Below are 22,234 nucleotides of genomic sequence, written 5' to 3' on the forward strand. Positions count from 1 at the left end.
GATGCCGGATCGAGCCAAGATCCTCCTGGTGGACGACCGGGAGGAGAACCTGATCGCGCTCGAAGCCATCCTCAGCTCGCTCGATCTGGTGCCCGTGCGAGCCCGGTCGGGCGAAGAGGCGTTGAAGGCGCTGCTCAACACGGAGTTCGCGCTGATCCTGCTGGATGTGCGCATGCCCGGCATGGACGGGTTCGAGACCGCCGCCCACATCAAGCGCCGCGAACGGACCCGCACCATCCCGATCATCTTCCTGACGGTGGTCGACAGCGCTCCCGACTACGCCTTCCGCAGCTACGCCGCCGGTGCCGTCGACTATCTCACCAAGCCGTTCGACCCCTGGGTGCTCCGCGCCAAGGTCGCGGTGTTCGTCGAGCTCTACAACATGAACCGCCGCCTGGCCGAGCAGGCCTCCATGCTCCGCGAGCGCCTCGCCGCCGAGCTGCCCCCCGGTGACGACGCCAGCCACGCGGCCGTGCTCCCCGAGCTGTCCAGGCGTCTCACCGCGGTCGAGGACGAGCTCGCCCGGGTCAGCGAGCTGGCTCGCAAGGCCAACGACCCGAGCCTCACGGGCCCTCTGACAGACCTCGCTCACCGCCTCAGCCACCTCCGCGCCGGCCTCGACGCCCTCACCTGACCCGGCACGCCGGGCTCCGAAGGCAGGGCCTTCCATGAGCTGTGGGGATGAGCGGTGCCCAAGACCGCTCATCCCCACAGATCTCAATGTCAGGCCGGGAGTGCCCTCGCCGCGTGTCCCCTTTTGCGGGGCGCCACCGGGGATCGCATGTGCTCAGGACGGTGACGCCTACGGTGTCCTATTCCTGTGCCTCGCTCCTTCGCGGGAGCAACTGGATGAGGATCGCGAGCAGCAACTCGACGGCGATCAGGACCACCACGCTGCCCCGGAATGCGTGGGGGAACCGGTCAGGCGCGACCGGGGTGCCCAGGGCGTCGTAGAACACGACGCCGATCAGGGCCACGCCGAGCGCGGCGCCGACCTGCTGGGCGGTGGACAGTACCCCGGCCGCGGCCCCCGCATGCCGCGGGCTCACCCGGGTGACGACCGTGCTGGTCAGCGGGGCGATCGCCATGCCCATGCCGAGCCCGTCGACGAACATGCCCGGACTCAGCCACCAGACGCCCTCGTCCACCACGGCGTACTGCAGCGCCAGCCCCGCGATCATGACCAGCGCGCCCACCGAGATCACCTGGGTGCCGAGCCTGGCGGTCAGCCGGTGTGCCCGGGAAGAAGTGATCATGAACCCGGCGCCGATCGACACGAACAGCAGGCCCGACTCCAGCGCCGACTGGCCCCGGCCCACCTGGAGGGTGAGGGCCAGGATGAGGAAGTAGGAGGCCTGCCCCATCCAGAAGGTGATCTGCGCCAGCAGCCCCGCACTGAAGGCCCGCTCGCCGAACAGGCTCATGTCGACCAGTGGCGCTCCGCCACCGCGGCCCAGCCTGAGCTGGTAGGCGGCGAAGGCGGCGAACAGGACGAGTGAGCCGGCCATGGCCGCCCACGTCCACACCGGCCAGCCCTGCTCGCGGCCCTGGATGATCGGCAGCGTGAGCGCGATCAGGGCACCCGTGATCAGGACGACACCGGGCAGGTCCAGCCGGGCGGTCCCGGCCGGCTTCGAGGCGGGGACCGCCCTGCCGACCAGCGCCAGGGCGGCGGCCCCGAAGGGAAGATTGATCAGGAAGCAGGTTCGCCAGTCCCAGCCGAACAGGTTCGCCTTGATCAGCAAACCGCCGATGAGCTGGCCGAACACCGCCCCGATTCCCATGATCAACCCGTAGAGGCTGAACGTGCGGGCCTGCGCGACCCCCTGGTAGGAGGTCCGCAGGATGGCCAGCACCTGAGGGGTGATGAGCGCCGCCGACACGCCCTGGGCGACGCGGGCCGCCACGAGGATCCCCGGGGTGGGAGCCAGGCCGCAGGCCAGTGAGGCCAGCGTGAACAGGGCGAGGCCGACGGCGAAGACCCGGCGCTGGCCGTACAGGTCACCGAGCCTCCCCGCCGTGATGAGAGCGGCGGCGATCGCCAATCCGAACCCGGCGACCACCCACTGGATCGCCGAGTCCCCCGCGCCGAGATCGCGCTGGATGGAGGGGACGGCCACGTTCACGATGAAGAAGTCCAGCGAGGTCATGAACGTGGCCGACATCACGACGGGAAGCAGCAGGCGGGGCGGTGACGCCACCTGCGGCGCCGACACGGGAGAAAGGGTGTGGGACATGCTCGATCTCCTGTACGACGAACCAGGCGTCAGGCCGGGACCTTGTCGAGGAAGCCGTGGACGGCGCGGATCCGGCCCTCGTCGTCCAGCACCGCGACGTCGAAGCCGGCCACCGGTGCCTCCACTCCCTCGGGGCCGAGCTCCCAGGTGAAGCGGACGATGTCGTGGTGGGCGTCCGCCTCGCCGAGCTGGCGGAAGCCGAAGCCGGGGAACTGGGCCTGGGCGCCCGCGATGAGGGCGTCGATGCCGTCGTGTCCGGCCACCGCCGCCAGCGGGTCGGTGTAGGTGGCGTCCGCGGTGAAGATCTCCTCGATGGCCGCGCGGCGGATCGCCGGGTCCTGCTCGTTCCACAGGTCCAGGTAGCGGGTGACGATCTTCTTGATGTCGCTCATGGCGTTTCCTTTGTTCGCAGGAAGGGGTACGGCCATGAGTCTTCGCCGATCGCGTCGCCGGCGTCAGTGCCTGGGTTCACCCGTGCGACATGATTTTTTCATGATCACCATGTGCGATGGCTCTGACGTCGTCGGAGAGCTCTCTGACCAGCCGCAGCGCCTCGGCGAGCTCCTCCTCTGCGACCTCGGGGCGCTCCGCTTCCAGGTCGCGGGCGGTTTCGAGCAGGCGGCTGATCGCGAACAGGCCGGAGCCGAGCCGGTCGTTCAGGTCCCGTCCGAACCGCAGCCGCTCCCGCAGAGCCGTCACCCTGGCCAGCTCGGTCCGCGCCTCGGTCAGTTCCCTGACCAGCCAGGCCAGCTGGAAAAGTCCGTAGTCGAGCATCGCGAAGTAGCCGACCACGATGATTTCCGTGGCGATCAGGGCCACGTCCACGGGAGAGTCAGGGGCCGCATGGCTGCCGAAAGGCAGCGAGATGAACAGGGCCGCCCCGAAGAACAGCCACGCGACACGGCCCCGCACGACGGTGAGCGTCGCCGCCGCGATCATCGAAGAGCTCGCGATGCCGCCCCAGAACTCCACGTACGGCATGACCCCCCCGACGAGCACGAGGGCGCCGAAGGCGGGCCAGCGCAGCCGGGGCCGTCTTCCTTCCGGCCTCGGCCGGCTCAGGTGGATCAGCAACGCCAACTCGACGATCGTGCTGATCACCTCGTGTGCCGCCGTGCCGGGTGGAGTTCGCATCCAGTAGAACGGGTCGAGGAACCACATCGTGTGCAGGAGCACCAGGATGACGGTCGCCCAGGAGGTCGCCCACGACAGCTGGAGGCGCCGGGCGCGGACCAGGGGAACCGTGGCGGTCAGGGTGAACCGGTCGCCCTCCCGCGAGGTGCTGATCTCGCCTCCGGCGGCGGCCACCCGGCCGTGAAGACCGCGTAGTCCGCTGCCCCCGGCGCCGCCCTCGGCCGGGCGCCGTCCCGCTCCGTCGTTGACGACCCGCAGACGTGCCGCGCCGCCGGACGCCGTCACCGTGATCGAGCACTGCGTCGCCGCGCTGTGCCGGAGTGTGTTGGTGACCGCCTCCCGCAACACCAGGGCCAGCGTGGTGTCCACGTCGGACCCGCACGGCAGGGCGGCGGCCGTGACGTGCACGTCGATCCCCGCCCAGGCCAGCACGGTCCGCGCCGACGTCGTCTCGGCCGCCAGCGATGTCAGCGGCTCGCCCGCCCCGACGGTCCGCGCCTCGGCGAGCGCCCGTCCCGTCAGCGTGGCGGCCTCCGCCAGTTCCTCGGTCGCGCGCCGTTTCCCGCGCAGGGCCCGCCGCGCGACCTCCAGCTTCAGGGTGATCGCCGTCAGGCTGAACCCCAGCAGGTCGTGCACGTCGCGCCCGGCCCGCAGCCGCTCCGCCGCGAGGCTGGTCAGGCCCACTTCCCGGCGTGTCCCGTGCAGCGCCGTCATCACCTGGGCGAACCGGGTGACCCCGTACACCTCCAGGCAGACGGACCCCGCGTCCACCAGCCAGTACAGGACGTAGTCGTGCGGTTTGCCGAGGCTGTTGGCGGGCCAGAAGCACAGCTCGACCGCGGCGGCCGCGGTGACCTGCAGGGACATCAGCAGCCATCGGGTCCGGCCGGAGAACACGATCAGCGTGGTCGCCATCGGGAATCCCGCGCACGCGTGCAGGCGCAGCGGTGACAGCACCGGGGCGTAGGCGATCAGCAGGTCCAGCAGGAAGAGCCGCCTGCCGTACCGCTCCCGTATCCATGCCAGGCGCGGCAGCGAGACGAACACCTGCACGACCGGTCCGGCGCACATCGCCGCCACCCACAGCAGGTACGGCGCCGCCCACTTGTCCACGTGCGGGCGCGGGACGATCAGGTTGCCCAGGGTGAGCATCTCCAGGACCGCGAGGTTGGCCAGCACGAAGATGTTCGCCGTGCGAGGCGTCGCCGGTATCCTGGCGCGCCCTGGAACGGAGCTCATCGAGGGGTCAGATCCAGTCGGCTTCGCGGGCGATCCGGACCGCGTCCAGTTTGTTGCGGGCGTTCAGTTTCAGCACCACGGACGTGAGGTAATTGCGGACCGTTCCAGTCGACAGGTGCAGCCTCGCCGCGATCTCCCCAGGTTCGTCCCCCTCGGCGACCCGGCGCAGCACATCCGCCTCCCGCATGGTCAGGGGGCATTCCGGCAGGCTCAGGGTGGCTGCGGCGAGCTTGGGGTCGATGACCCTCTCTCCGGCCGCGACCCGCCGTACCGCCTCCGCCAGCCGGTCCGGCGGCGCGTCCTTGAGCATGAACCCGTCCACCTGGGCGGCGAGCGCCCGCCGCAGGATGCCAGGACGGCCGATTCCGGTGAGGATCAGGGTCCGGCACTCGGGCAGATGTTCGTGGAGCTCGGCGGACGCCTCCAGCCCGTTCCGCTCCGGCAGGTCGAAGTCCACGATCGCCACGTCGGGCCGGTGCTCCAGCGCCGCCGGAAGGACGGCGTCACCGGTGGCGACCTCGGCGACCACGGTGATGTCGGGTTCATCCTCCAGGAGTGACACCAGCGCGCCCCGGATCATGTGCATGTCCTCAGCCAGCAGGACCCGGAGCACTGTGCTCACCAATCACCTCATCGGTGTAGAAGAGGACCGCCAGCCACAGTATGTGACTTCTTTATCATTCTGCCCTTGCAAGATAAAAAGCGGCAAATGTCGCAGATTCATGGCTGAAAGCCGCCGACGGCCCATCCACATCGGGGTGGGCGGACAGGGACGGGCCTATGCCGTTGAGCGGTGCTTTGGCTGCTGGATGCCGACGCCATCGTCACGGTCAAGGCTGCTGGATGCCGACGCCATCGTCACGGTCAAGGCTGCGGCGGCAGGCGGCGAGCGTCCGCGCGCGGGACGGCCGCGCGTCGTCCGCGGGATCGCTCAGGCCGACCGCCTCGCGGGCCAGTGGCAGCGCCTCACCCGCCCTGCCGAGAGCGAGCAGGCAGCGGGCCGCCAGGTCGAGCGCGCCCGCCAAGGTCCCGCTCTCGGGTGGAGTCAGCCCGCGCAACAACACGATCGACTCGGTGCCGGCGTCCAGGGCGGCCTTCCAGTCACCACGGTCGAACTCGCGCTCCGCGAGGGCCTGGAGCTCCAGAACTCTCCGCAGCACCCCTTCCCTCCGGCTCATGAGACCTCCCGTCGCCGGTGCCATACCAGAGATCATGCAGGGTCGGGGAGGACGGCGTCTGTCCCCGATTCCGGGGACAGCGCGAGCGTGATCTCCACACAGGTGCCGCGTCCCGGGTGGGAGGTGACGGTGACGGTGCCGCCTGCGGCCTCGATCCTGCCGGTGACCGACTCCCTGAGGCCGAAGCCGTGGCCGCGCTCCGGCGAGAAACCGCGCCCCTCGTCGCTGACCCGCACCACCAGACGGCCCTCCTGGACGAGCCCGGTCACCCGCGCACGGGAGATTCCCGCGTGCTTGGCCACGTTGACCAGGGCCTCCCGTACGGCTCCCGCCACCGCGGCGGGCACACGCAGGCCGGGCGGCAGGAGCGACTCGACCTCCAGGCCCAGCGACTCGGCGTGCCGTACGGCCTCGGCGAGCGTGTCGCGGCCCTCGCCCTCCTCCAGGTAGCGACGTAGCCAGGCGGCCCGCTCGGCCACGTGGGCGCGCAGCCGCGCATCGGGCACCCGCCGCTCCTCGCCGAGTTGGTCGAACAGGTGCAGCACCCGCTCGCTGAGCAGTCTGGCGTGGGCGGCCCGCTCGTCCTGGCGGGCCAGTTCGGCGGCGGCGCGCACGGCGGCCTGCCTGGCCGAGTCGACCGCGTCGGCCTGGGCTCTGAGCGCCCGCGCCGCGTACCAGGACACGGCCGCCATGAGCGGCAGGCTGGCCATGATGACCTGACGCTCGCCGGGCACGGGCGTGGTCACGGCCACGGCCAGGATCAGCGGGATGATCGAGGAGAACAGCAACGCGGCGGGCCGCAGCGCCAGCCCCGCGCCGACGACGACCACATAGGAATAGGGGTAGGCCCACGAGAGACCCGCGCCGTGCGCGGCTCCCAGGGCGAGGGCCGCGACCAGGAGCGCGTCGGCGACGAATGCCCACGCGGGACGCAGCGCCCTGTGGCGCATCGTCCAGCCCACCAGCACGGCCGCTTCCACCGCGGCGACGCCGAGCAGCGGGTCCAGCCACTCGAAGCGTCCCCCCGCGAACGTCACCAGCAGCTGCACGCCGTACCCCACCCTGAGGGCGGCGAAGGCGAGCATCAGCGAATGCTCGGTGCCCTGCCTGCCCAGGCGCGCGCTCATGGCACGGCCACCCTGAGCTCGAACTCGGTGCCCTCGCCCGCGGTGAAAAGCACCTCCGCGCCCTCGGGGTACGGCCCGGCGGCGGGCGGCCCGGGGTGGGTGATGGTGAGGATCAGGCAGCCCGGCTCCTCCTCGGCGTAGATCACGACCCTGCCGCGCCGTCCGGCCAGACCCGCCAGGTAGCTCTCGACCGCGGCGGCGGCCTTCTCGGCTCCCGCGCCGGTCACGGTGGGCTCAACGGTGAGATCGACGTTGACCCCGAGCCCGCGGGCCCGGTCCACCGCGCGCCGGAGTCCCTCCGCCCCGGAAACGCCCGCCACCCCGGTTCCGGACACGCCCGCCGTCCCGCCTGCGCCCTGCCGCGCTTCCGCCGCCCTCGCCGGGCCGGTGGCGATGAGCTCACGCAGCCGCCCTGCCTCCGCGCGGACGCTGCCGCGCAGGTCCGCGTCGGCGACCCTGCCGTCCTGGCTGAGCAGTTCGAGGGTCTGCAGGACCTGGTCGTGGATGACCCGCGCGTGCGCCGCCCGCTCCCGCTCCACCGCGGCCTCGGCCTCCGCGGTCACCGCCGCCTCTCTGGCGGCGTCGGCCTCGGCTCCCCTGCGCCGTACGGCTCCCGCGACGAGCGTGCCCACCGCCGTGTTGACGGTGAGCGTGGCCAGGTCGAAGGCGGCGAACCCGATCGGATGCCCGGTCACGGGCGAGGCCGCGGCGACCACCGCCAGCACCGGCGCGAGGGCGGGCAGCGACACCCGCCACCTGCCGCCGGCCAGGCCGAGGCCGAGGGAGAAGGAGACGCCGTAGTCGAAGGGCCAGTTGTCCCACGCCCCGTCTCGCGCCGTCGTCACCAGCACGGCCAGCATGACCGCGCCGAGGAAGGCGCCGTCGGCGAACACCACCCGGCTCCGCGGCACCCTGCCCGACCGCCATGCCCACGCCACCAGCACCGCGCTCTCGGCCAACGCCACCGCCATCAGCCAGTGCCGCTCACCGCTCGCCGCCATGATGGTGAGCATCACCGCCGCGGCGGCTCTGATCACGCTGAAGGCCATCAGCAGCCACCGCTCCGCCGCCGCCCCACCGCCCGCCTCGCCCACCGCCGCTCACTCTTCCGGCGGGCGCAGGCCCAGCTCGTGAGCGGCGCGCACGAGATCGGCGAGGTTGCCCAGGCCGAGCTTCACCCTGATGCGTTTGACCAGCGTGTCCACCGTCGACTCCGCCACGCCCATCCTGGTGGCGGTCTGCCGCCTGGTGCGCCCCTTGGCCAGGTGCGCCAGCACCTCCTTCTCACGCGGAGACAGCTCGGGCCTGCCGGCCAGCGGCGAGGCGGGGGCGGCGAGCTGGCCGTGCAGGATCCCGGCCAGGCCGCTGCCGAGCACGAACCCGCCCGCGGCCACCGAGACCACGGCGGCGTGAAACTCGGCGGGCTCGGAGCTCTTGGTGAGGTAGCCGGAGGCGCCCGCCTGGATCGCGGCCACCACGTCGGCCTGCTCGCCCGAGACCGACATGACCAGCACCCTGACCGTGGCCGACCACTGCTGGATCTGCGGGATCGACGGCCTGCCGTTCTCCAGATAGAGGTCGAGCAGGAGCACGTCCAGCTCATCCGGCAGACCTTCGGCGGTGGGCGCGCCGGCGACGACGGTCACCTCGGTGGACTGCTCGAAGAACCTGACGATGCCCTCCCGCATGAAGGGATGGTCGTCCACCACCGCGAGCTTGATCACGTTTCGGCCCCTCGAGCAAACGATCACTGACACACATTCTGCCGTGATCAAGGAAGCGTGTCCCCCCTTTGTCCCCGGATTTCACGACTGTCAGCCCGACGTAGGCAGATGCCATAAAAGATCTGTACCGATCACCCCCTTTCCCCAGGAGAGACGATGTTCTGGAAGCGAACGGCCATCGTGCTCACCCTGCTCCCCACGGCCACGGTCTTCGCCGGTCAGTCGAGCGCGAGCGCCGACAGCGTGACCGGCGTCGTGCGGGCCGTACCGGACGTGGGCCTGCGAGCCGAACCCCGCGCCGACTCACCCGTCCCCACCCGCATCCCCACCGGACACCAGGGCACCGTCAGCTGCTACGTCCGCGGCAGCCAGAACATCTCCGGCTGGGGCGGCACCAACCCCTACTGGAACTACACCCACATCGACGGCCGCACCGGCTACATCCCCGACGTATGGCTCGACACCGGCGGCGACATCACCGACCAGGTCCCCGAATGCGACCAAGGCCGCAAACGACCCGAGGAACCCGGCCAGGCCTGTGTGCTCCTCAATCCGCAGGGAGAGCCGGTGGCCGCCGGCCGGATGAGACTCGGCAGGGTCGGCTGGGGCTTCAAGGATCCGGGCAACGGACGGTTCTACTACGGCGCCACCGAGAGCAGCGGGCTGTGGATGCGGTCGGGAAGCTGGCGCGAGATGATCGACGACTTCAATCGCGCGTGGAACACCGGGCCCCGCTTCAAGTGCACCTCCGCCGAAGGGCGCGACGCCCGCGCCGTGCTCGGCACCATCGAGAAGGTCCGGCACGCCGGCTACGACGTGCGCACCAACAACTCCATGGATCACGCCTACCGCATCCTCGACGCCTACGGCGCGGCCGTGCCCGCCCCCATCACCCCCTCCGACCGCAGGCCGATCTCGGACGAGGTGCCCGCGTGGGCACCGGTCCGCTGGTTCGGTTCCCTGCCGTGGAAGTCCTAGGAGAAGATCATGTTCTGGAAGCGAGCCGTCCTCGTCGTCGCGCTGCTCCCGTTGGCAGCCGCGCTCGCCGGTCAGTCGAGCGCGAGCGCCGACAGCGTGACCGGCGTCGTGCGGGCCGTACCGGACGTGGGCCTGCGAGCCGAACCCCGCACCGACTCACCCGTCCCCACCCGCATCCCCACCGGACACCAGGGCACCGTCAGCTGCTACGTCCGCGGCAGCCAGAACATCTCCGGCTGGGGCGGCACCAACCCCTACTGGAACTACACCCACATCGACGGCCGCACCGGCTACATCCCCGACGTATGGCTCGACACCGGCGGCGACATCACCGACCAGGTCCCCGAATGCGACCAAGGCCGCAAACGACCCGAGGAACCCGGCCGTACCCAGCCGCCGGACACCGGTGCGGACGAGCCCGGCAGGAAAGGGACCGCCGGGGAGGCGTGTGTCTTCCTGGCCCCGAAGGGCGCCTCGGTCGACCTGCCCGGCGGAAAGCTCTCCCTCGGCCATGTGGGCTGGGGCTACAGGGCGGGCGACGGCGTCTACGTCTACGGGTCGACCGAGAACCCCACGGCCAAGTTCGCCATCAAGGCGGGAGCGGACAACGGGGCCTGGAGCGGCTCGGGGACGCGTGACGACATGCTGCGCGAGTTCCGCTCGGGCGGTCACTCGACCAACGCCTACACCACCTACAAGTGCGGCAAGGTCTCCTCGTGGGACGCGGGGGCGGCGCGCGAAGCCGCGCAGGCCACCATGAAGCTCGGATACACGCTGTTCACCAACAACTGCATGGACCACACGTACCGGGTGCTCAGCGCGTACGGCGCCGCGTTGCCCAAGCCGGGTCCCTCGAAGAACCGGGTGATCACCTCGGTGGCCGTCAACGCCAATCTGCCGAGCTGGATCCCGAAGATCTGGTTCAAGTCGATCCCCTGGGCCCAGACGAACCTGTGAGCGACCGGCCCCGGCCCGGTGCGGGCCGGGGCGACCGGGTTGGACGACACCTAGCGGCGGGCGCGCTCCAGGGCGTCCCAGAAGCCCCGGCGGAGGGCGTGACGGACCTCGTCGTGCAGCAGGAAGTCGATCGGGAGAGAGGAGCCCTGGAGGAGGCGGGCCTCCAGATCGGAGGGCATGCGGGGCTTGCGGGCGAGCACGGCCTCCAGCCACAGGGCCGGGGCGTCCTTGGCGACGGACTCGCCGAAGTCGTGGCCTTCCTTGTGGGCGGCCTTGACGGCGTCGGAGAGGGTGGTCGTGCCGCTGGCGGCCGTGTTCTGGATGGGCACCGGGGCCGCCTGGGGGCCGGTGTAGGCGCCGAGCGGTGACTGGTAGCCGGGCACGCCGGTGTTGCCCGACGCGTACGGCGAAGCGGCCGGCAGCGGGCCGGTCGGACTGCCGGGGACGGCCGGCGGCGGAGCCGGAGTCGCCGGCGGTTGCGGAGAGGCCGGGGCCGCCGGGGGCTCCTGGGTGTAGCCGGGATAGGACGGCAGCGTGGGCTGGGAGGTGGAAGCCGAAGGGGTCGCGCGGGGAGCCTGGACGAGGGGGATGGGGCCGGTGGGCGGGGAGCCGTTGCTGAGAGCGACGGTGGTCTGGCCGTTGCCGACCGGCTGGTGGCCGTTGCTCAGGGCGGGCGACTCCCCCGCGCCGCTGACCAGGCTGACGTACGACCGCAGGTGGCTGCCGCCGATCTCGATCAGGTCGTCGCACTCCTGGCGGAGCGAGCGGGACACCGCCCAGCTGCCGTCGGCGGCGATGTGCACGACGGTGACGCGGATGCCGAGGTCCTGGGCATCACAGACCACCTGCGCCAGATCCTCGTCACCGCTGACCACGACCGCGTCGCAGACGGCGTTGTTGCGGGCGAGCGTCATCAGGTCGCGGTGGACCTGGGCGTCGACGCCCTCGCGGCGGCCGGGACGGATGCGCGACAGCCGGAGCTTGAGGCCGGGGATGTCGGCCAGCGCGTCGTGCTCGGGGGTGCGGCGGCCTTCGACGGTCGCCTCGTACCAGTAGCACCGCAGCAACGGCAGCCCGGTGCGTTCCTTGGACAGGTTGCCGAGCAACGTGAACAGTCCCGGGTAGTCCCAGGAGACCGCTTCGCGATGGCGGGTCCCATGCACGGCCATCGCGCCGTCAGCCAGCAGGTAGCCAGCGTCCACGAACAGCGCGCAGCGATCCACGCGACACCGCCCTTCCTACGTGGCCCGGCCTGTCGGCTCAGACAAGCCTGAAACTCTCCTGAGAGACCAGACCGGCGGCCCTCCCTCAGGGTAGTCAAGCAGCTGATCGTCCGAGGGTGAATCCCGACGATTCGACCTGCGCCTGACCATACGCCGGAGCGTTCACGCAGACCGTACCAGTTTGTCCCCTTCATAAAGCCAGGCCTGTCCCATTGAAGTCATGGCCAAGTCATGCCTTCTGACCGTGCCCTTTGCGTTTCCCCGCCCGTCCGGGCCTTCCAGAATTCCCGCCCGGCGAATCCGGCGTCACGAACGGACCGGAACCCTCACCACCGCCGCCCCGACGAGGAGAACGTCCCAGCGCGTGCTCACCTTGAGCACCGGATCCTGGCCGAGAACGACCTGAAAACTGTCCACGTCCGTACCGAAGGTCACGTCCACGTCTTTTGCTCCCGTGGCAGACCCGTCGAACGGGTTGCCGGGGTCCCGGTCCCCGCCGTCCGGCCGCAGCAGGCGCCCGCCCAGCCGTACCTCGTCTCCCTTCACCCCGGCGTCCCCCTCCCAGGCCACCAGGTCCACCCGCGCGGGCATGGCGGCGGACGTCAGCCCGTCGAGGGGCATCCGCAACGACCTGTGGTTCCGATCAACCACGGTGGCGGTGTCGACGACGACGGCGTGGCTGTACGGCTGGCGCGGGTCGGCCGCGATGACCACCAGGCTCCATCCGGCGTGCCGCGCGACGCCGGGCTGGAGCGAGGCGTCCGCCGCCCAGTAGGTTCCGCGGAGATCGCGCATCAGCCGCGTCACGTCGGCGAACGCCTGATATCCCGGGCCGACGGGCAGTTCCCTCTCGGCCACCTGCGTGGCTCTCACCCGCGTGTATCTCTCGTCCCCCGGCGCCTTGAACTTGATCCATCCGTCGGCGGGCGCGCTCGCCGACCAGTAGAGCCCGGCCCAGACCACCCGGCTCCCCTTGGGCAGGGCCAGGCGGGCCGCGCTCGAACTCGTCGTCGACGGGTCCCGGTCCTGGTCGAAGGGAGCCATCGTCCACAGGTCGTTGTCGCGGCGGTCGCCGTCGCGGAACCGGGCGGCCGCACCTGCGGAGGCGGCGGATTCGCAGTTCAGCAAGGTGTTCCCGATCGCCGTGGTGACCACCCTGCCGTCGGTGGCGAATCGGGCGGGAGCCCCGGCGGCGCGCACGCCGGTCCTCGACCCGGCCGTGATCCGCTCCCCCGCTCCGGTGACCCGAAGCGAGAGCGCCGAGCCCTCGGCCGCCGTCGCGGAGACCATGACCCGGAGGAAGATCGCCGTGGCCCGGCCCCCCTCCAGCGGGCTCCGGGTGCACCGCGCGCCCGCGGCCGCGGCCCGGCAGGCCCAGCCGTCGACCGTGCCGACCGGCTTGACCAGGGCGACCGCCCGGCCCCTGCGGACCGCCGCCGGCAGCGTCACCCCGTCCGGCAGCCCGACATCGGCGACGAGCTCCTCGCTCTCCCCGTCACCGATGTTGCGCAGCCGGACCGCCACCATGCCCGCCCTGGAACGGACCAGCGCGCCGAGCGCGTCGATCCTCGCGACCAGGCGCGCCGCGGGCGGGAGATCCGTCGTCCGGTCGACGGGCGACGCGGCGGCCCCGGGCACACCCGGCACGGCGGACCCGGATCCGCCCGGCGCGGCGGCCCCGAGCCCGTCGGACGCCCTCGCCTCCCCCGGAGAGGACGGCGGGTCCTGCGGCTGGGGCGCGGGCGCCACGGCGACCGGCTTCGGCCCCAGCCCCGCCGACTCGCTGGGCGGGATCAGCGGACCCTCGGCCGACACCAGCACGAGCCCCGCCGCCAGCACCACCGCGGCCGTCGCGGCACCGGCCGCGACGGCCTGCCGCCTCGGTCTGGACGCCCGCTGCCACCGGCCGGGCCTCTCGTCGGAGAACCCGCTCGCGACCTTGGGGTCGGCCCTGTTCAGCGCCGCGAGGTAGCCGGTGAGCGCCGGGCCGGCGATGAGCGGGCCGACACTGACGCGCAGGCCCTGGTTGACGTCGGCCAGTTCCATGAACACGGTGTGGCAGTCGGCGCAGCCGTCCATGTGCTCGTCCAGGACCCAGCTGTCCTGCCTGGCCAGGCCACGCCGCATGTAGGCACCCATCTTGGCCAGCACCGGACGGCACTCCTGCCGGGGGACCTCGGCCAGGTGCGCCCGCAGGCAGGCCTGGCGCAGCCCCTCCCTGGCCATGTGGGCCAGCGCGGCCACGCCGTTGACCGTCAGGCCCAGCAGGGGGGCGACCTCGGCGGCCCTGGCCTGCTCGACCCCCGTGTGCCACAGGACGAGCTGCCACCGCTCCGGCAGTGACAGGAAGGCCCTGGCCACCGGCGAGCGTTCCAGGCCGCTCAGCGCCGGGTCCACGAAGGGCACCCCCTGGCCGGGCGGCCCGATCTCCCCGGCGACCGCACGGGGACCTTCCCCGCGGGATCGGTCATGGACCGTACGGCGGAGCGCGGTGAGCAGGTAGGGCCGGAAGGATTCCTGCGGGCCGCCGCCTCGTCTGATCAGGCCGAGGATCTTCGTGAACGTCTCCCCCACGACCTCCTCCGCCTCGGCCGGGCTACGGACGAGGCGGAGGGCGAGGAGCCGGGCCGCCGGCGCGTGCCGTTCGTACAGTTCGCCGTAGGCCGCCGCGTTGCCACGCCGGGACTCGGCCAGTAATTCCGCGTCGCCTTGAGATGTTTTCGCACTCATTGTGACCTCGCGATTACCCGGGGTTGCCTGCCGGATAATTCCGCACTTCACCTCATGACTAAACCGGAACGGCGCCTTTACCTCCGGCGGGCCGCGTCGCGGGACCTCTGACCGGCCGCTCCCGGAACCGCCCTAGTCTTGTTGCCATGAGCGATCGCGAGAACCTGCTGGCCGAGATCAAGAGCAAGGGCGTCGTGCACGGCAAGGTCGTGCTGTCCTCCGGCATGGAGGCGGATTTCTACATCGACATGCGCCGGGTGACCCTCGACGGGCAGGCGGCGCCGCTGGTGGGCCGGGTCATGCTGGATCTCACCGAGGATCTCGACTACGACGCGGTCGGCGGGCTGACCCTGGGCGCCGATCCGGTGGCGACCGCCATGCTGCACGCCGCGGCGGCGCGGGGCCGGACGCTCGACGCGTTCGTGGTCCGCAAGGCGCAGAAGACGCACGGGATGCAGCGCAGGATCGAAGGACCGGACGTGGCGGGGCGGCGGGTGCTCGCGGTGGAGGACACCTCCACCACCGGCGGATCCCCGCTGACCGCCGTGGAGGCGCTGCGCGAGGCGGGCGCCGAGGTCGTGGCCGTGGCCACCGTCGTGGACAGGGGTGCCGCCTCCGCGATCGCCGAGGCCGGCCTGCCGTACCTGACCGCCTACAACCTCAAGGACCTCGACCTGGAGTGAGCGCCCGGACGGGCGTCACTCGCGGGAGGCGGTGAACTCCTGACGTTCCCCGGGCTTGCCCGGGGGGCGGACGGTGCCGTTGACCTCGACCCGGACGGCGGCGGAGTCGGCCAGCACCACATCGACCTTGGGATCGAACGACTGGACCTGCTCGTCCATGGCCATCTCCCGGTTGAGCAGCACGTCACCCCCGGTGACTTTGAGGAAGACCGTGGGGCAGTGCTCCTGCAGGCACTGGATGCGAACCGTGGGGACCTGTTCGAGGGGGGCGCTGGAGGAGGTGCCGACGGAGGGCGTGGGCGACGGAGCCGACTGCGTGCCCGAGCCGAGCGCGCCGACCAGTGACAGGACGCCGATCACGATCAGGGCGAGCAGCGCCAGCACCGCCACCCCTGCGAGCACGAGGCGGGCGATACCCATCGGATCGGACCTGTGGCGTCCCACACAGTGGAGGGTAGCGGTTGGTGAGGGAGTCTCACGACCGACCTCCCTGATCCGCTACCGCTGGAGATCGCCTCTTGAGGGCGCGGCGGACGTGGGACGGTGGTGCTTGCCCTGCGGTTCGGGGACGCCGGGACCGCCGTTCTTGCGGTTTTTCATGACCTCTCGGACGATCGGGATGATCGAGAGCAGGATGATCACCAGGGCGCCCGGCAGGATGTATTTGTCGATGTTGGGCACCGCCTGGCCGACCAGGCGGCCGAAGATCAGCAGGCCGTCGGTCCAGATGATGCCGCCGACGCAGTTCCACAGGAAGAACCGCTTGCGGTCCATGCCGAGCATGCCCGCGACCGGGTTGAGGAACGTGCGCACGATGGGGATGAACCGGGCGAGCACCACGGCCCTGGACGGACCGAACTTCTCGAAGTAGTACTCGGCCTTCTCGACGTATTCCTGCTTGAAGAGCTTGGAGTCGGGCCTGTCGAACATCCGGCGGCCGTATCTGGCGCCGAGGTGATGGCCCAGCTGGGCACCGATGATCGCGCAGACCGGGGCCAGGACCAGCAGCAGCGGGAACGACAGGGGGGCGAGCCCGGGGATCGCGGCGGCTGCCTCGGCGGTGCTGAAGACGCCCGCCGCGACGAGCAGCGAGTCACCGGGCAGGAAGAAACCGAGCAGCAGCCCGGTCTCGGCGAAGATGATCCCGAGGACGCCGACAGTGGCGAACGGCCCGAGCAGGCCGAGCCACCACTTGGGGTCGAGGATATTGTGCAGAAGGTCCATCGCTGTGAAGCCTACCGGCGCCGGGGCCCCGGATGGAGATCCCACAGGCAGAACGGTCGCAGATCCCACGGCTGAAGTGGTGGTGAAACTGTCGAGCTGGGAAGGAACCCGGAATACTGGCCAACGGGCTACGACTTCAAAGGCCCGCGCCAGCCGCTCACAGCCGTCTCGAGGAGATGACACCGATGCCCATCGCGACCCCAGAGGTCTACGCCGAGATGCTCGACCGGGCCAAGGCGAGCGAGTTCGCCTACCCGGCGATCAACGTAACCTCCTCCCAGACCCTCAACGCCGCTCTGCGAGGCTTCGCCGAGGCGGAAAGCGACGGCATAGTCCAGGTGTCGACCGGCGGGGCCGAGTTCCTGTCCGGCACCACCGTCAAGGACATGGTGACCGGCGCCAGTGCGTTCGCGGAGTACGCCCGGGTCGTCGCGGAGAAATACCCCGTGAACATCGCACTGCACACCGACCACTGCCCCAAGGACAAACTGGACAAGTTCGTCCGGCCGTTGCTCGACATCTCTCTTGAGCGGGTGTCGCGGGGCCAGGACCCGCTGTTCCAGTCGCACATGTGGGACGGCTCCGCCGTACCGCTGGAGGAGAACCTCGAAATCGCCCAGGAGCTCCTGGAGAAGTGCGCCCGCGCGAAGATCATCCTTGAGGCGGAGATCGGCGTCGTCGGCGGCGAGGAGGACGGCGTCGTCGGAGAGATGAACGAGAAGCTCTACACGACCGTCGAGGACGCCCTGGCCACCGCCGACGCCCTGGGCCTCGGAGAGCGGGGCCGCTACCTGCTCGCCGCGACCTTCGGCAACGTGCACGGCGTCTACAAGCCGGGGCACGTCAAGCTCCGCCCGAGCGTGCTGAAGGACATCCAGGAGGCCGTGAGCGCCAAATACGGCAAGGAGAAGCCCTTCGACCTGGTCTTCCACGGCGGCTCCGGCTCGCTGCTGGAGGAGATCCACGAGGCGATCTCCTACGGCGTGGTCAAGATGAACATCGACACCGACACGCAGTACGCCTTCACCCGCCCGATCGCCGATCACATGTTCAGGAACTACGACGGCGTGCTCAAGGTGGACGGCCACGTGGGCGACAAGAAGGCCTACGACCCGCGCTCGTACGGCAAGGCCGCCGAGACCTCCATGGCCGCCCGCGTGGTCGAGGCCTGCCAGAACCTGAAGTCGGCCGGCACCAAGCTCTCCTAGGGCGCCTCTTCCCGGCATTCGGGTCATCTGGGCCATCGGCTCCCGGACGACTGCTCTCCGGGGCCGATGGCCCGGCAAAACGTTCCGGCAGGACTGCCGCCGTGGCTCCTCCGCTCGCTGACGAACAACCCCTGAGGAGCGGCCTTCCGACTCCCTCGGCGCGGCGAAGGAAGCGATTCTCCTGCCGGGTGAACCTGACAGTCCCCGCACTGGACATGATGGGGATGTGGCTCTCCTGCTGGAGAGAGGCAACAAGTACTCTCACGACATGACGGAATCGCACGAGAACCTTCTCGCCGGCCCACCGCCCACCCGGCTTCCGGACCTGCCCGAGGCCCGAGAGGCGCTGGAATCCGGCGCCCAGGCATCCGACGTCGCCGCGCGTTTCCCCTCCTATCCGGCTGCCTGGGCCGCGCTGGCGGACGAGTATTTCGCGGCCGGACACGCCGTGACGTCGTACGCGTTCGCCCGCACGGGCTACCACCGCGGCCTGGACCAGCTGCGCCGCGCGGGCTGGAAGGGTCACGGCCCGATTCCCTGGGATCACGAGCCCAACCGCGGCTTCCTGCGCTGCCTGCACGCGCTCGGCCGCGCGGCCCAGGCCATCGGGGAGAAGGACGAGGCCGAGCGCTGCTTCCAGTTCCTGAAGGACTCCAGCGTCGAGGCCGCCGCGGAACTGACCGGTAGCTGAACCCGGGATCTCCCTCCGGAAACTGGGAGATCCCCATATCCCGACTCGTTCGGGTATTCTCACCACGCAAGAGCCCCTGTCGCGATTGCGTCAGGGGTTTTCGTTTTTGTGGTGGGAGTTAACGATGCCGGCTGTCGTTCTCGTTGGTGCCCAGTGGGGCGATGAGGGCAAGGGTAAGGCGACCGACCTACTCGGCGATCAGGTTGATTACGTCGTCAGATACCAAGGTGGAAACAACGCGGGACACACGGTCGTCATCGGCGACCAGAAGTACGCGCTCCACCTTCTGCCCACAGGAGTGCTCTCCCCGAACGTCGTACCGGTGATCGGCAACGGCGTCGTCATCGATCCGGGCGTGCTGCTGAGCGAGATCGACGGGCTGCAGGCCCGCGGGGTCTCCTCCGAGCGGCTGCTGATCTCCGCCAACGCGCACCTGATCATGCCCCACCACAAGGCCATCGACAAGGTCACCGAGCGCTACCTCGGCAAGGCCAGGATCGGCACCACCGGCCGGGGCATCGGTCCCGCCTACGGCGACAAGGTCTACCGGATGGGCGTGCGGGTCCAGGACCTGCTCGACCCGGGCATCCTGCAGAAGAAGATCGAAGCCGCCCTGAACGAGAAGAACCAGATCCTCACCAAGATCTACAACCGCCGGGCGATCGACCCGGGCAAGGTCCTGGAGGAATACCTCGGTTACGCCGAGCGCCTCAAGCCGCACATCGCCGACACCTCGCTGGTCCTCAACAAGGCCTTGGACGAGGGCAAGGTCGTGCTGCTGGAGGGCGGCCAGGGCAACCTGCTCGACCTCGACCACGGCACCTACCCGTTCGTCACCTCCTCCTCCCCGACGAGCGGCGGCGCCTGCGCCGGCTCCGGCATCCCGCCGACCCGGCTCACCCGCGTGATCGGCATCCTCAAGGCCTACACCACCCGCGTCGGCTCCGGGCCGTTCCCGACCGAGCTCGACGACGAGATGGGCGACTGGCTGCGCACCACCGGCGGCGAGTACGGCGTGACCACCGGCCGCAACCGCCGCTGCGGCTGGTTCGACGCGGTGATCGCCCGCTACGCCAGCCGGATCAACGGCGTCACCGACTTCTTCCTCACCAAGCTGGACGTGCTGTCCGGCCTGGAGAAGATCCCGGTCTGCGTCGCCTACGAGGTCGACGGCGTCCGCTACGACGACATCCCGATGACCCAGACCGACTTCCACCACGCCAAGCCGGTGTACGAGGAGTTCCCCGGCTGGAAGGAAGACATCTCCGGCGCCAAGTCCTTCGAGGACCTGCCCGCCAACGCCCAGGCCTACGTCAAGGCCCTGGAGGAGATGAGCGGCGCCCGGATCTCCGCCATCGGCGTCGGCCCTGGCCGCACCGAGACGCTCCAGATCCACCCGATGATCTAGTTACGGTAAGGCTCGCGCCTGGCGGCCGCCAGGCGCGAGCCTTACCTGGGAGATCGGCCCGCGAGGTCGGTAGGGTCCCTTGTGTGCATGTCGAGATTCACGGTCACAGGGGAGCCCGCGGGCTCCGTCCGGAGAACACCCTGCCCGGCCTCGCCTACGCCCTGGAGCTGGGCGTCGACGCGCTGGAGTTCGATGTCGCGCTGACGGCCGACCGGCGGCTGGTGCTCACCCACGACCTCACCGTGTCGGCGGTGACCAGCGCCGACCGCCGGCCCGCCTTCCGGGACGACCCGCTCTACCCCTACGTGGGCAGACCCGTCCGCGAGCTGACGCTCGCGCAACTGCGCACCCTCGACTGCGGGGTACGGCTGCCGCTTCACCCCACCGACCGTTTCATCCACACGCAGGTGCCGGTGCCGGACACCCGGATGCCGACGCTCGGAGCCGTGCTGGGTCTGGTGGACGCCTACAACGCAGATGGCGTCCGGATGCATGTGGAGCTGAAGTCCGATCCGACGAGACCGGAGATCAGCTCCTCTCCCCGCGAGTTCACCGAGATGGTGATCGCCGAGCTCGACCGGCACGGCCGGCTCGACGGGGCGGCGATCCTCAGCTTCGACTGGCGGATCCTTGAGATCGCCCGCTCCCTGGTGCCCGCGACCCGGCGATACGCCCTGATCGAGCGCGCCACCGTGGACAGCGCCTGGCTCAACGGCCTCCGGCTTGAGGACTTCGGCGGCGACCTTCCGGCCGCCGCGGTGGCGGCCGGGGGCACCACGCTGTCTCCCGAGCACGTGCTGGTGGACCAGGAGCTGGCGCGCCAGGCTGAGAAGGCCGAGCTGCCGCTGGTCCCGTGGACCGTCAACGAGCCCGGCCGGGCCGCCGAACTGCTCGACCTCGGGGTGGCCGGGATCGTCACCGACTATCCCGACCGGATGCGCGCCCTGTGGGCCGACCGGGGCATGCCCGTTCCCGCGCCGATCACCCCCATGCGCCCGGTCAGCGCGTAGGGGTCATCGGGTCACATCCAGCCGTTGCGGCGGAAGCCCCGGTAGAGGAAGGAACAGGCGATCACCATCACGCCGATCACCAGGGGATAGCCGAAAACGAAGTCGATCTCGGGCATGTGCGTGAAGTTCATGCCGTAGATGCCCGCGATCATCGTCGGAACGGCCATGATGGCGACCCACGCGGAGATCTTCCGCATGTCCTCGTTGGCGAGCGCGTTGGAGCGGGCCAGCGCCGCCTGCAGGACGGAGTTGCAGAGCTCGTTGGAAGACTCGACCTGCTCGCAGACCCGGGCCAGGTGGTCGACGACGTCCCGGAAGTATTCGCGCATCTCCGAGGGGATCATCCGGCGCTGGGCCAGCGTCGACAGGGGCGACTGGAGCGGGGTGACCGAGCGCTTCATCTCGATCATCTCGCGCTTGAGGTTGTAGATCCGGCCGATGTCACGGGCGCTGACCTCGGCGAAGACCATGGCCTCGACGTCTTCCAGCTCGGCCTGCATCTGGTCGGCCACGTTGAGGTACTTGTCCACGACGTGGTCGGCGATCGCGTGCAGCACACCGGTCGGGCCGCGGTTGAGGAGCTTGGGCTTGTCCTCCAGCCGCGTGCGCACCTCCGACAGCGGGCAGTGCTCGCCGTGCCGTACGGTCACCACGAAGTCGGGGCCGACGAACACCATGATCTCGCCGGTGCCGATGATCTCGCTGGTGGCGGTCAGCTCGTCGTGGTCGAGGTAGGCGACGGTCTTCAGAACAACGAACAGGGAGTCGCCGTAGCGCTCGACCTTGGGGCGCTGGTGGGCCTTGACGGCGTCTTCGACGGCGAGCGGGTGCAGGGCGAAGACCTCCGCCAGCCACTCGACCTCGGGGGCGTCGGGTTCGTGCAGGCCCACCCAGACGAAGGCGTTGCCCTTCTCCTGGGCCGCGTTGTGCTCGCGGACGATCTCCAGGGCGTCGGGGATGCCCAGGGCGTCGATCTTCTTGCCGTCGATGTAGGCGGCGTATTCGACGAGCGAGTCACTCGGCGGGACGCACACTCCGTTCACCCGCTCACGGGCCGGGGCGGCGGGGACGTGCGGGGCACGGACGACGCGTACGTGCCGGATACGAGGAAAAAGAAGCGAGGAGCGCATGGCAAGCCTTTCCCGCCCGACCGGGCACGGTCCACGCGCGACGCGATGTCACCTCAACTCGAGCAGGAATGCGCGCGGAACCAGTCGGGCACTGATCCGAAGTGGTCGAGAGTGCGCACGGAAAGCGTGCGCGAGCACGTACTGCTGGGATCACCAGAGGACATCCCCAACCACCTCCAATCAGCCATAGACAGGCAAAGCCGCCCAAACTTAGCACAGATACGGGCAGGCTCCCCAAGCCTACTCCCGGTTCCAGCAAACGATCATCCATAACCTGACGAAATTCACACATGATTTACGGCCGTGTTCGCCACGGCGGCACGAGCCGCGTGCCGCCGTGGACGGCCCCTCAC

At 70.3% G+C, this 22,234-nt stretch carries 21 protein-coding genes; 8 read left to right on the plus strand and 13 right to left on the minus strand.

From position 1 onward, the window contains the following. Position 1: 1 nt before the first annotated feature. Positions 2-634 carry a two-component system response regulator gene (locus ACFY2X_RS28925; protein WP_389943944.1) on the plus strand — a complete coding sequence of 211 codons (633 nt, stop codon included), beginning with the start codon at positions 2-4 and terminating at the stop codon, positions 632-634. 178 nt (positions 635-812) lie between these two features. On the opposite strand, the gene ACFY2X_RS28930 is transcribed toward ACFY2X_RS28925, so the two are convergent. The 8 genes from ACFY2X_RS28930 to ACFY2X_RS28965 form a co-directional block, all read right to left on the minus strand. Beyond that, positions 813-2,237, minus strand: a complete 1,425-nt coding sequence (locus ACFY2X_RS28930; protein ID WP_389943947.1) for an MFS transporter — start codon at positions 2,235-2,237, stop codon at positions 813-815. Between the two features lie 29 nt (positions 2,238-2,266). Then, positions 2,267-2,629, minus strand: a complete 363-nt coding sequence (locus ACFY2X_RS28935; RefSeq protein WP_389943950.1) for a nuclear transport factor 2 family protein — start codon at positions 2,627-2,629, stop codon at positions 2,267-2,269. Between the two features lie 76 nt (positions 2,630-2,705). Then, on the minus strand, positions 2,706-4,610 hold the full coding sequence (locus ACFY2X_RS28940; RefSeq protein ID WP_389943953.1) for a histidine kinase: 1,905 nt from the start codon (positions 4,608-4,610) through the stop codon (positions 2,706-2,708). Positions 4,611-4,617: 7 nt separating this feature from the next. Continuing rightward, positions 4,618-5,223: a DNA-binding response regulator gene (locus tag ACFY2X_RS28945; protein WP_389944093.1), complete on the minus strand. Its 606-nt coding sequence runs from the start codon at positions 5,221-5,223 to the stop codon at positions 4,618-4,620. A gap of 217 nt (positions 5,224-5,440) precedes the next feature. After that, positions 5,441-5,788, minus strand: coding sequence for a hypothetical protein (locus ACFY2X_RS28950; protein WP_389943956.1), 348 nt, complete (start codon positions 5,786-5,788; stop codon positions 5,441-5,443). A 32-nt stretch (positions 5,789-5,820) separates the two neighbouring features. Beyond that, positions 5,821-6,915 (minus strand): sensor histidine kinase, encoded by a 1,095-nt coding sequence (locus ACFY2X_RS28955; RefSeq protein ID WP_389943959.1) that lies wholly within the window; start codon positions 6,913-6,915, stop codon positions 5,821-5,823. Then, the gene (locus ACFY2X_RS28960; protein WP_389943962.1) at positions 6,912-8,009 is read right to left on the minus strand and encodes a hypothetical protein; all 1,098 of its coding nucleotides are present in this window, start codon (positions 8,007-8,009) and stop codon (positions 6,912-6,914) included. The genes ACFY2X_RS28955 and ACFY2X_RS28960 overlap by 4 nt, the downstream gene beginning before the upstream one ends. Before the next feature lie 6 nt (positions 8,010-8,015). Beyond that, entirely contained in the window at positions 8,016-8,639 is a 624-nt protein-coding gene (locus ACFY2X_RS28965) for a response regulator (RefSeq protein ID WP_389943964.1), read from the minus strand. Positions 8,640-8,795: 156 nt separating this feature from the next. Here ACFY2X_RS28965 and ACFY2X_RS28970 point away from each other — a divergent pair, with 156 nt between their 5' ends. Together ACFY2X_RS28970 and ACFY2X_RS28975 are read left to right on the plus strand one after the other, a co-directional pair. Further along, positions 8,796-9,617: a hypothetical protein gene (locus ACFY2X_RS28970; RefSeq protein WP_389943966.1), complete on the plus strand. Its 822-nt coding sequence runs from the start codon at positions 8,796-8,798 to the stop codon at positions 9,615-9,617. 9 nt (positions 9,618-9,626) lie between these two features. After that, complete coding sequence (locus ACFY2X_RS28975) at positions 9,627-10,574, plus strand: hypothetical protein (RefSeq protein ID WP_389943969.1); 948 nt, start codon at positions 9,627-9,629, stop codon at positions 10,572-10,574. Between the two features lie 50 nt (positions 10,575-10,624). On the opposite strand, the gene ACFY2X_RS28980 is transcribed toward ACFY2X_RS28975, so the two are convergent. Then, entirely contained in the window at positions 10,625-11,797 is a 1,173-nt protein-coding gene (locus tag ACFY2X_RS28980; protein WP_389943972.1) for an NYN domain-containing protein, read from the minus strand. Between the two features lie 306 nt (positions 11,798-12,103). Beyond that, a complete protein-coding gene (locus tag ACFY2X_RS28985; RefSeq protein ID WP_389943975.1) occupies positions 12,104-14,527 on the minus strand; it encodes a sigma factor in 2,424 nt (807 codons plus the stop codon). Between the two features lie 146 nt (positions 14,528-14,673). On the opposite strand from ACFY2X_RS28985, the gene pyrE reads away from it, so the two are divergent. After that, the gene (gene pyrE / locus ACFY2X_RS28990) at positions 14,674-15,210 is read left to right on the plus strand and encodes an orotate phosphoribosyltransferase (protein WP_389943977.1); all 537 of its coding nucleotides are present in this window, start codon (positions 14,674-14,676) and stop codon (positions 15,208-15,210) included. A 15-nt stretch (positions 15,211-15,225) separates the two neighbouring features. Here the strand turns inward: pyrE and ACFY2X_RS28995 are convergent, their stop codons facing one another. Both ACFY2X_RS28995 and ACFY2X_RS29000 read right to left on the minus strand, forming a co-directional pair. Beyond that, on the minus strand, positions 15,226-15,654 hold the full coding sequence (locus tag ACFY2X_RS28995; RefSeq protein ID WP_389943980.1) for a hypothetical protein: 429 nt from the start codon (positions 15,652-15,654) through the stop codon (positions 15,226-15,228). Positions 15,655-15,708: 54 nt separating this feature from the next. Continuing rightward, positions 15,709-16,434 carry a DedA family protein gene (locus ACFY2X_RS29000; protein WP_389943982.1) on the minus strand — a complete coding sequence of 242 codons (726 nt, stop codon included), beginning with the start codon at positions 16,432-16,434 and terminating at the stop codon, positions 15,709-15,711. 176 nt (positions 16,435-16,610) lie between these two features. Between ACFY2X_RS29000 and fbaA the strand changes: the two genes are divergently transcribed. The 4 genes from fbaA to ACFY2X_RS29020 all read left to right on the plus strand — a co-directional run bounded on the left by fbaA (position 16,611) and on the right by ACFY2X_RS29020 (position 20,751). Continuing rightward, positions 16,611-17,642, plus strand: coding sequence for a class II fructose-bisphosphate aldolase (gene fbaA, locus ACFY2X_RS29005; protein WP_389943985.1), 1,032 nt, complete (start codon positions 16,611-16,613; stop codon positions 17,640-17,642). Between the two features lie 268 nt (positions 17,643-17,910). Beyond that, positions 17,911-18,333, plus strand: coding sequence for a DUF3151 domain-containing protein (locus ACFY2X_RS29010; protein WP_389943988.1), 423 nt, complete (start codon positions 17,911-17,913; stop codon positions 18,331-18,333). A gap of 124 nt (positions 18,334-18,457) precedes the next feature. Next, on the plus strand, positions 18,458-19,741 hold the full coding sequence (locus ACFY2X_RS29015; protein WP_389943990.1) for an adenylosuccinate synthase: 1,284 nt from the start codon (positions 18,458-18,460) through the stop codon (positions 19,739-19,741). A gap of 83 nt (positions 19,742-19,824) precedes the next feature. Next, positions 19,825-20,751, plus strand: coding sequence for a glycerophosphodiester phosphodiesterase family protein (locus ACFY2X_RS29020; RefSeq protein ID WP_389943993.1), 927 nt, complete (start codon positions 19,825-19,827; stop codon positions 20,749-20,751). 11 nt (positions 20,752-20,762) lie between these two features. On the opposite strand, the gene corA is transcribed toward ACFY2X_RS29020, so the two are convergent. Further along, on the minus strand, positions 20,763-21,881 hold the full coding sequence (corA, locus tag ACFY2X_RS29025; RefSeq protein ID WP_389943996.1) for a magnesium/cobalt transporter CorA: 1,119 nt from the start codon (positions 21,879-21,881) through the stop codon (positions 20,763-20,765). Between the last annotated feature and the right edge of the window lie 353 nt (positions 21,882-22,234).

Origin of the sequence: Streptosporangium sp. NPDC000396 (assembly GCF_042898655.1) — a bacterium.
In the GTDB taxonomy this organism is placed as follows: Bacteria; Actinomycetota; Actinomycetes; order Streptosporangiales; family Streptosporangiaceae; genus Streptosporangium.